At 47.8% G+C, this 6,965-nt stretch carries 5 protein-coding genes; 2 read left to right on the top strand and 3 right to left on the bottom strand.

Going from position 1 to position 6,965, the window contains the following annotated elements:
• Both L5M28_RS21600 and L5M28_RS21595 read right to left on the bottom strand, forming a co-directional pair.
• Window positions 1-142, bottom strand: a 142-nt coding sequence (locus tag L5M28_RS21600) for a transposase (RefSeq protein WP_263203336.1), incomplete at its 3' end; no start/stop codon positions are given.
• 193 nt (window positions 143-335) lie between these two features.
• Window positions 336-3,452 (bottom strand): M9 family metallopeptidase, encoded by a 3,117-nt coding sequence (locus L5M28_RS21595; protein WP_263204387.1) that lies wholly within the window; start codon window positions 3,450-3,452, stop codon window positions 336-338.
• Window positions 3,453-3,861: 409 nt separating this feature from the next.
• On the opposite strand from L5M28_RS21595, the gene L5M28_RS21590 reads away from it, so the two are divergent.
• Together L5M28_RS21590 and L5M28_RS21585 are read left to right on the top strand one after the other, a co-directional pair.
• Entirely contained in the window at window positions 3,862-4,863 is a 1,002-nt protein-coding gene (locus L5M28_RS21590; protein ID WP_263204386.1) for an NAD(P)H-quinone oxidoreductase, read from the top strand.
• Between the two features lie 490 nt (window positions 4,864-5,353).
• The gene (locus L5M28_RS21585; RefSeq protein ID WP_105251357.1) at window positions 5,354-5,758 is read left to right on the top strand and encodes a hypothetical protein; all 405 of its coding nucleotides are present in this window, start codon (window positions 5,354-5,356) and stop codon (window positions 5,756-5,758) included.
• Between the two features lie 133 nt (window positions 5,759-5,891).
• Here L5M28_RS21585 and L5M28_RS21580 read toward each other — a convergent pair whose 3' ends face one another.
• Window positions 5,892-6,926 (bottom strand): aldose epimerase family protein, encoded by a 1,035-nt coding sequence (locus L5M28_RS21580; RefSeq protein WP_105251358.1) that lies wholly within the window; start codon window positions 6,924-6,926, stop codon window positions 5,892-5,894.
• Window positions 6,927-6,965 lie beyond the last annotated feature (39 nt).

Here is a 6,965-nt window from a genome sequence, read left to right as displayed (position 1 = left end):
AAAGAGATTGCACGATAGATTGTCCTGTATGAGCTGCAAGTTGAGCCGCCAACTGTACAAGCCGTTTGGTCCTTCGTACATCCCCTAATTGTGCGCGCTGAAAAATGCTCTGTGCCCAGAGTGATGGTTCACTTAAAAACATGGCATGTGGTATCTGAAACAAAAGGTCAGGATCAGATCAGGTTAATTAAAAATGGTTCAAAAAAATCCCCCGGGGCAAACCGAGGGATTTGTGTAGAAGAGACAGGCCGAAGCAGGGATTTTGTTATTTATTCAAATGCTTGATTTATGCGTAATGGCTAAAACTGCTTATTTAAGTAATGCGAGTCATCAAACTAGCGTAAATCAACCAGCAGTGCGACACCTGAACTCTGGGGCTCACTTTGCACTGTGATGTAATACCAACCCACGTTTGGTGCATTGACTGTGATACTTTCTCGCGTGTTGGCGGGTGTCACAGAGGCTGCATCGAAGTGTTGAGCATTCGCCCAAGTCGTCCCCGAAAATAGGCTAACATCACCACTGCCGTGGGCGGAGTTGATGCTTAGCTGATTCGTTCCCTCTGGTACCCAAAGGTAATAATCGTTGCGCCCATCGGCGGTGCAAATGGCTTTGCCAGCACTGAGTTCACCATAACTTAAAGGTGATTGCGTCGCGCAGGCGTTGGCAATGAGCAGCGGATCGGGTGTGTTACTCGTGCCTGTGCTTAAGGTCAGTGTTACGCCGCTAAACTCAGTGGCAGTATCAATCGTGATATAACGCCAGCCACGATTGGCGCTGAAGCTAAGCAACTCTTGATTTCCTGCTTGAGCGCTCTTTGCATCGGCATTATCTGCGTCGGCCCACTGACTGGCATTGAAGTAAATATTGGCATCCCCAGAGCCGCCCTTAGTGGTGACAGTGAACTGGGTATTATCTTCCTCAACCCAGAAGTAGAAGCTGTTACGCCCGCCACTGATGCACTCATTTTTGCCTAGGGTGAGCTTACCGTAATTTAAGGTCGCTGCGCCGCAATTGGCTGGTGGCTCAGGATCCACGCCGCCATCCCCCAGATCGGGGTCGATATCAGCAAATAGCTCAGTGGTGCTGACTTGCATATCAACACCGCCAAAGTCCCCCGATAAGGTAATGTAGTGCCAATACTCGTTGGGGTTTAACTGCACCTTAATCACTTGATAATTACCATTACCGATACCAGCCCCTTGGTTTTGCTCAGGGCTTGCCCAGCCTCTAGAATCGAAATAAATGTCGGCATCTCCCCAACCACCGCCAATCTTGATCCAAAGCTCTTGGGCTGTGCGATCGGTATTGGTGAAGCTGAAACTGGCGCGGCCGAGTTTTGAATCGATACATTCCATCGGCACATCAATTTTCAGGCTGGCCGATTCTGTGTAACGGTAGGCTTCGTTAGTCACTTGGCAAGGCGAGTAATCCTTACTGATAGTGCCTGCTGGTCCTGTCCAGTTGCCTTCGCGGCCACTAGGCTCAGCGTCGACATCACTCGGGCCCTTATCGACTATGCCATCGTCAGCCGTGCTTAAACCACTGGCGAGCCAACCCTGCCATTCGTTATCGTAACGTGTGCCGATATTATCCATAAAGGCTTGATATTCTGCATATTGATCGTTGCGTAGGTAGGCCAGAATCTGTCTCACATCGTCCCTGTGGTGTTCAAACATGAAACGCACCGCTAGATAACCCCAGCGATAGATGCGGTCTTGGCCAGATTCATAGTTGTTTTTGAAGATGGTCGATAACATATACTTACCAGTTTCGCCCATGGCAATTGCCGCAGGGTTTGCGTCACGGTAAGAGATGTATTCCGCGAGGCCTTCAATCCACCAAATGGTATTGGCCGAAGTGCCACGACTAAAGTCACCAAACAGGTTATAGCGACCATCGAGGTAGTGCACATATTCGTGTTGCAGGTTCCAGACGTGGAAATCCGGCGTGCGCCATTCGGCTTCATAGGCGATAAAACGTGCCTGATTTTTGAGTCCGGCGGGTGAGCCTTCTAAATACATGCCGCCATTGTCGGTACTGATACCAAATATACTGTTGGCTAAGGATTTATACTCAGACGAACTGCCGAAGATCACTAGCTCTAAGTCATCGTTGTTATCTTGCCCCACAGGTTGCATGCCCGTTTCGAGTTTACTGTGGAAATAGCTTTCTTGGCTGGTCAGCACATCACAGGCCCATTTGGCTTGATCTTGATAGAGATCTTGGGCGCGGATCTTGAGGCTGTCGGAGCATTTCCAGTTGAAAGGTAAAGCATCGGCTTCTAACTGCGCCTTAAAACCACAGATATTGTAATCGTTACAATGGCTGCGATCGTAATAGTCGGCCATTTCTGCCGCCGCGTACCAAAGCACTTTGCTCGGTTCGGTTTTATTGGTGCTGCTGAGGATGTTTTTGACCAGCTGGGTCACTCGCGGGCGCATGGCATCAATGTAATACAGTCTAGATAACTCTTTAACTGAGTTGACCAAAAGGTACTCTGCATTGGTGCCTAACAAGTTGCGATGTTCGAGTTGGAAGTTATTCAGCGCATCTAAAATCCCTTGATCACGCGCGAACAGCGCCTGCATGTCATCATTCCATTGAGCGCGAAATAAGGTGGTAAACACTGAGTTGGCTGCGGCGTTCATGGCGAAACTGGCTTGCCAGTTAGCGTCGTAGTCCGTTAGCACTTTTATGGTGACATGATTAAAATCGGCGCCGAGCTCGGCAGAGTCAATCAGGATTAAGGCTTCTTTCAACACGCCAGCATTAGTATCGGAGACTGTCCAAATCGCAGCGTTCGCAAATAAAGCGTTGAGGGCTGATTTTAAGCTGACCTTAGCAGCATTGCTGTAAGCGGGCACATCATTTGGGCTGTAAAACTGCACATAGAGGGCGGCGCGGACAAAGTAAATATGGGACTCCAGATGCTGAACATCGACCCCAGTGTAGTCCTTGGCTTTAGCGGCAATGGCATTGGCAACACTGATCACATTGGCCTCGCTAAATAGTGCGGTCGCGCTACTGCCTTTGAGGCTATAGAGTTTACCGACACATTCGGGAGTAGATTGGCTCAGTTCATTGACTAGTGCCTGACCTGATTTCCCAACAAAGTCACTGCAGTCGCTGAGTTGCATCGCGGCGCTACGATTTTGCAACTTAAGTGGGGGTTGCTCCGAGACCTCTATCTGACGTTTTTGGCGTGAATGAATCTTAGGCTGCTCTGTCATCGTCGGATCATTAGGGGATGCCATCAATGGCGTCTCCCGTAGCAGTGGTCTATGTGATTCAATTAAGCTAATCGGTGCAGAGGGTGGCGGCGGGACGGGTTGAGCTGGTGAACTGTTTGGTGTGTTGTTGCCTAATGGGGGGCTTGCATGAGTGTTATGGGCAAGAACGGGAGTTGCAATCGCTAAGCTAATTGCTGCGAAGAGTAGTGTGTTTTTCATTGTGTATCCGTAGTTATCTAGTCTGCAAAGCAGATCTTCCTTGGGCGTTATTTGATGCATTTAACACAGACTTGCATCAAACCTCATTGGATTATTTGCGTGATAACAATAGCGCGACAAACATCGCAGCCAGCAAATAATGCCTCAGAATAATGGCTGTAAGTTTTTAATATATCTAGTATTTGTCATAATATTTTCTTGATACATCTTTTCTGTTCAGCTTAGGTTCAGCTTTCAGTTCAAATGGTTAACGTCAGCCGCTTGATTGAGTGTGATGGAATATAGAATGGAATAACTGTGGCTATTTGGCTTGAAATTGCGCTAGCTTAGCCGCATTAAGGTTTAGCAAATGAACCGTTTAAGCATAGCAATCTGCTATTAGGTTGGTGCCATTCTCACAGGAGCTTTTATGTCAGCTTTACCAAGCGAGTACACCCATATTCATGTTGAGCAACCTGGTGCGCCCGAGGTGATGCGGCTATCGCGCTCGCCTTTGCCTGTCCCTGCGGCGGGGCAAGTGTTGATCCGCGTACATGCAGCAGGAGTGAATGGTCCCGATGTTAAACAAAGGGTGGGCGCGTATCCCCCGCCACCGGGTGCATCACCGATTATTGGTCTTGAGGTTGCTGGGGATATTTCTGCCCTCGGTGACGGAGTGAGCCAATGGCAAGTTGGCGATAAGGTATGTGCCTTAGTGCCGGGCGGCGGTTATGGCGAGTATGTGCTCACCTATGCTGCCCATTGTTTGCCGATCCCGACGGGCTTTAGTTATGTGCAGGCAGCTGCGCTGCCAGAAACCTTCTTCACCGTATGGGGTAACCTGTTTATGCGTGCGGGACTGAAAGCGGGCGAGACGGTACTGATCCACGGTGGCTCAGGTGGCATTGGTAGTACGGCTATTCAGTTGGCCAGTGCGCTGGGTTCAAAAGTAATAGCGACGACGGGACAGGATGAAAAACGCGATTATTGCTTGAGTCTTGGCGCCGCTGAAGTCATCAACTATCGTACTCAAAACTTTGTTGAACCTGTGATGGCACTCACTCAAGATAAGGGCGTAAACGTGGTATTTGATATTGCGGGTGGCGATTTTATCAATCTCGACTTACAAGCCTTAGCGATGGACGGGCGTATGGTGTCGGTAGCCATGCAACGGGGGCCTAAAGCCGAGGTTGAGATTTTCCGCCTGATGGCAAAACGTATCATGTGGACAGGGTCGACCCTAAGACCGCAGAGCGTGGAGGCCAAAGCCGCCATTGCTGCTGAATTATTGGAGAAAGTTTGGCCGTTGTTAAACGCCCATAAAATTGTCCCCAATATTTTTGCAACCTTTCCATTAGCACAGGCCGCTAAAGCCCATGCTTTGATGGAGTCGGGTGAGCACAGGGGCAAAGTAATACTGACTGTCATTTGAGCTAGGCATACTTGGTTTTGCAGCGACATATTTGCTTTAAGTCGCTGCCATTCGAGTCAATCTAGAAGACATTCTGACATCATAGTGGCTTAGTCATTGTTCGGTAAATATGAGTTTGTAGCGCTGTAATTAAATCCTCATGGATAACCTTGATGGTTAACTTTACAGCAACCTCGAATTGTTAACGTTGATGACTCATCAAACACCATAGATATGATTGCTTTTTCTTGGGAATAAAACTTGCCGCGTCGATTTTTTAGACTAAAGTCGTTAATGATTAAACTTTTTGGGTACTTTGGCAGAAATTAATACGTAATTAGTGAAAATTTCATGGTATGAGGCATTGATTATCGGAAATATTCTGTAAAAATACCCAGTTGAAAACGTCAGAGACTTTCAGGCGCTATTCGTGGATCAAAGCAAGCGATGCTTCGCTTATTCAGGCTAAAAAACTCATGGTGTATGTGTTGATTTAAGGGTATTAGCATATATGTATAACACAGCAAAGAAACAGGTTTGGTATGGTGAGCTGAGAACATCGAAAGGCAACGCGATTGTCGTCCATGACAACCAGCTGCCCGATGCCTCCCCAGGACGTATCTACCTATACAATACCGATCGCGATGCGATCATTGAGTATGTGGAAGATATAGTCAAAGTGAACCTATACGACTTAGATGAGGCTGCGTTAAAAGCTGCTGAGGCTAAGTTTGGTGGTGCATGGAAGGCGGCAAGATCTCAATTTATGAGTAAACATCAAGCTCGCATTGACTTGAACAACGTGAAGGAAACTGCGCCTGTACGTAAGGCGAAGCCTGAAGTTGAACCAGAAGTCGAATCTGATGCCGTTGGCGTGGATTTTGACGATGATTGGGGCGATGATTTTGATGATTAACACAGTGTCGGCCTAAGGGCTAACACTGTGAGTGTAAGGAATAAAGTAGTGTTTATTTTATTCCTTATCGCTTTATTTATTCCCTTCTGCTAAACCGCGCTTTCCTCGTTTTCTCAATTTTTATTGCGAATGGCTACGCATCGGCATCGAACTGATAACGACTGATGTGGTGATAAACCTTGCCTGGCATTAACCAAACGTCATCACCAAAGCGCTCGCCTTGGTTCGGTGAGTCTGGCAGCATCTGCGGCTCTAAACACACAGCATGATGTTGATTTAATACCTGTTGATTGCGACCTACTGTGCCATTTAAAAAATTAGCACAGTACAGCTGCACACTCGGTTGATTAGTATAAACCGTCATAGCGCGACCACTGATGGGACTGCTTAAACAGCCAAAACGGGCGAGTGAGCCATCGGGGTTATTCATCATATAACAGTGATCATAACCGCGAGTGCTTGTGAGTTCAGCGGCATGCAGCTTGTCACCTAAGCGTATTGGTTGACTTAAATCGAAAATTGACCCTGTCGTCTGGGCAATACCTGTGGGAACACTGACATCGTTCATCGTCAGATAGCGCTTGGCATCGATTTGCATCAGATGCTCGTGATTGGTCTCTGAGCCATCGAGGTTGAAATAACTGTGCTGGGTGAGGCTTACGGGACAGGCTTTATCGACCGAGGCTAAGATTTCTACGTACAAATTATTGCCTGCGAGGCGGTAATCCAGCTGAACCGTGCAATTACCGGGGAAACCCATGTCGCCATCTGGGCTCATTAAGGTCAAACGCACACCATCGGGGAGTTGACCTAGTTGCCAGTTTTTACGATTAAAACCCTCACGGCCGCCGTGTAAACAGTTAGTCGCTTGGTTTACATCTAATTGATAATCATGACCTTGATAGTGCATTTTGCCGTTAGCGATGCGATTTGCAAAGCGGCCTGCAATGGCACCTAAATGAGCCGATTGGGTCAAGTAATCTTCAGCGCTATCACAACCTAAGACGATATTGGCACGTTCGCCATGTTTATCTGGGGTCCACAGAGCGCGGATAATACCGCCTAAGCTGATGACTTCTAATGCGAGTATGCCATTGTCGATCCGAACCCGTTCGATTTCACCGCCGCGGGGATCTGTCCAAGGATCCAAAACACTGAAACGTACCATTTAGCTTCCCTCTGTGTTGAATATGCTCACTGCTTATTG

This window comes from Shewanella sp. SW32 (assembly GCF_025653365.1).
GTDB classification, from domain to species: domain Bacteria; phylum Pseudomonadota; class Gammaproteobacteria; order Enterobacterales; family Shewanellaceae; genus Shewanella; species Shewanella oncorhynchi.
This window is presented reverse-complemented; position numbering and strand designations above follow the sequence as displayed.

Bases quoted from the DNA above. Each gene is read 5' to 3' on its own strand.
- L5M28_RS21595 (WP_263204387.1), bottom strand. From the start codon at position 3,452: ATGAAAAACACACTACTCTTCGCAGCAATTAGCTTAGCGATTGCAACT.
- L5M28_RS21590 (WP_263204386.1), top strand. From the start codon at position 3,862: ATGTCAGCTTTACCAAGCGAGTACACCCATATTCATGTTGAGCAACCT.
- L5M28_RS21585 (WP_105251357.1), top strand. From the start codon at position 5,354: ATGTATAACACAGCAAAGAAACAGGTTTGGTATGGTGAGCTGAGAACA.
- L5M28_RS21580 (WP_105251358.1), bottom strand. From the start codon at position 6,926: ATGGTACGTTTCAGTGTTTTGGATCCTTGGACAGATCCCCGCGGCGGT.